Below are 2,866 nucleotides of genomic sequence, written 5' to 3' on the forward strand. Positions count from 1 at the left end.
CCGTCCTTTTTGGACGGGCGGGACGCCCATCCCACAATAACAATTAAAATTGTAAGTTATTTAATTCGCGCTCCTAAGTTCTGATGGTATCAGAAAACAATAATTTGTATTTTTTAACCACAAATATACGCAGATAAACCCGGATATAAACTTGATACTATCTGCGTATATTTGCCTACATTTGCGGTTGTATTATGCTTTATTCCCCGTAGTGACCGCCGACAACCTTACCCCGAAACACAACATAATTGTAGATGTTGTAAAAAATCATAATCGGGATCAGAAAGCCGATGAACACAATCATAAATACCAGGGCGCTGGGCGAAGCAGCAGCTTGGTAAATCGTGATTTTTGAGGGAATAATGTATGGAAAAACAATCAAGCCCAAGCCGATGAAAGTCAGCAAAAAAATCAGAATTGTCCAGATAAACGGCGTGCGTTCTTCTTTGCTGGCGAGACTTTTCAGCAACAGTCCTACCAACAGCACTCCCAGCAAAGGAATTGTGGCAAAAACATAAACTAGCGGTTTCTCAAACAACCTGGATCTAGCACTTTCGTAAAAAATCGGAGTGGCGATCGTAATTAAAATCGCTCCGATTAAAGTTGTCACCGCCGCAATTTTAGCCGTGCGATAGTGATTTGTTTGCAGTTCGCCCTCCGTTTTCATAATTAGATAGGTTGAACCGATCAAAACATAGCCTTGAATCAGCGTCAAAGCAACCAAGATCGATCGCCAATCCAGCCAATCCCAAGTAGAACCCACAAAATGACCGGCTTCATCAACCGCAATGCCTTCGAGCACAGCACCCAAGGCAAATCCTTGAGCTAAAGCTGCTAAAAAACTGCCCGCACCAAAGGCATAATTCCAGAATAATTTGCGATTAGAATGCTCGCGAAATTCAAAGGCTACAGCCCGAAATATCAAACCAAAAAGCATCATGCAAATTGGTATATACAGCGCTGTTAAAATCGTGCCGTAAGCGAGGGGAAATGCGCCAAATAAAGCGCCTCCCATCAACACCAGCCAAGTTTCGTTCGCATCCCAAACGTTGCCCAAACTCGTCATTAAAATGCCCCGGCGTTCCTCGTCGGAAGCAGTCAGAGACAGGATTCCTACTCCTAAGTCAAAACCGTCTAGCATGACATATAGCAGGAGAAACAAAGCCAAAACTACAAACCAAACTTGCGGGAGAAAATGCTCCAAAGCTTGCATAAAATCTCCTATTGTTGTGCTTCTACGGGACGTTGATCGGGAATGTGTTCTGCGGGTTGAGTTTCGATTGCAGGTTCATTGTCTAATCCCGGTACCGGCAGAGTTAAATTAGGCCCTTGGCGGATAATTCTGCTGCCAAAATACAAGGCACAAACAAACAAAAAGCTGTAAATAACTGCAAAGAAACTGAGAGAAGTTAAAACATTGCTGGCGGGGATGTTGGACACCCCATCAGCAGTGCGAATTTGCCCGTATAAAGCCCACGGTTGTCTGCCGACACAGCGCACAATCCAACCGGATTCTACAGCAATATATCCCAGGGGAGCAGCTAATACCCAAGCGCGCATCAACCAAGGTTGACTGGCGATATTTTCAGCAGAAAGTTTGCCTCGCAGCCACTGAATTATACTGAACAGCATCAGTCCTAAAAAGAAGAATCCAATCCCGGACATGATGCGGAAACAATAGTAGATTAAACCCACCATCCGGGGTCTATCTTCTGGCTTCCATTCCTTCAATCCGAGTACGGGTTCGGAGAGTTTTTGTTTGAATTCCAGAACGTATCCTAAGCCGTTGGGTACGCTAATTTCCCAGTCATTTTTTTGGGCTTTTTCATTAGGTAAAGCTAGCAAAGTCCAATCGGCTGACTCTCCCGCTGGTGAAGTTTCCCACTTAGCTTCGATTGCTGCTAATTTAGTGGGTTGGTAGTGATAAACTTGTTCGGCACTTAAATGTCCGATGTATATCTGCAAAGGTGCAACGGCGATGGCGGTGGCTATGGCAATTTTTAAAGATTTGGAAAAAAAGGCTTGGTTGCGCTGATTGAGAATGTACCAAGCGCTAATTCCCCCAATGACAAACAGCGAAGTTTCTAACGTCGCAAAAAACATATGGAGAATGCTGTTTAATGCGAACGGGTTCATAATTGCTTGAAAGTAATCGCTGACAATAAACTTGCCATTGACCATTTCTCCGCCTGCAGGAGTTTGCAGCCAAGAGTTAGCGACTAAAATCCATACTGTGGATAGGTTAGCGCCGAAGGCTACCATGATTGTAGCGAAATAATGGACGATCGGGTGAACGCGCTCCCAACCAAACAGCATAATGCCTAAAAAGCCGGCTTCTAGCATAAATGCCATTGAAGCTTCAAATCCTAAAATGCTGCCAAAAAAGTCACCAACTGCTTCGGAAAATGGTGCCCAATTCGTGCCAAACTGAAATTCCATCGGAATGCCTGAAGCTACTCCAATACCGAAGTTGAGGACGTAGAGTTTAGACCAAAAACGAGCGTGATGGTAGTAGTCAGGATTGCGAGTTTTCAGCCACATTCCTTCAACAATTACCAGATAAATTCCCATTCCCGTAGTCAGAACTGGCCACAGCATATGGAATATGGCGGTTAGCGCAAATTGCATCCGTGATAGCGCCACGGTGTTAGATAAGATATCCATCGTTATATCCTTTGCTCAGTTCAAAAGAGGTTAGCTTGCACAAATTACATAATGGACACTGGTTATAATGTAGTGTAAAAATTTATGACATTTTGTAGAGTTGGCAACTTTTAAGGTTTTATACAGATTTCGGTTGTATTTTTTTTGTATGTTAAGATAGGTAGATTCTGCTTTGTCGTTGGGTGGGGGCGGGTTTATGAGA

General features: G+C 43.8%; 2 protein-coding genes. Both read right to left on the bottom strand.

The genetic code is table 11. From position 1 onward, the window contains the following. Positions 1-199 precede the first annotated feature (199 nt). Positions 200-1,213, bottom strand: a complete 1,014-nt coding sequence (gene cydB, locus QUB20_RS25435; RefSeq protein ID WP_333056367.1) for a cytochrome d ubiquinol oxidase subunit II — start codon at positions 1,211-1,213, stop codon at positions 200-202. Positions 1,214-1,221: 8 nt separating this feature from the next. Further along, positions 1,222-2,664 (bottom strand): cytochrome ubiquinol oxidase subunit I, encoded by a 1,443-nt coding sequence (locus QUB20_RS25440; RefSeq protein WP_333250447.1) that lies wholly within the window; start codon positions 2,662-2,664, stop codon positions 1,222-1,224. Positions 2,665-2,866 lie beyond the last annotated feature (202 nt).

Source organism: Microcoleus sp. B4-C2 (genome assembly GCF_036705265.1).
Classification (GTDB): domain Bacteria; phylum Cyanobacteriota; class Cyanobacteriia; order Cyanobacteriales; family Microcoleaceae; genus Microcoleus.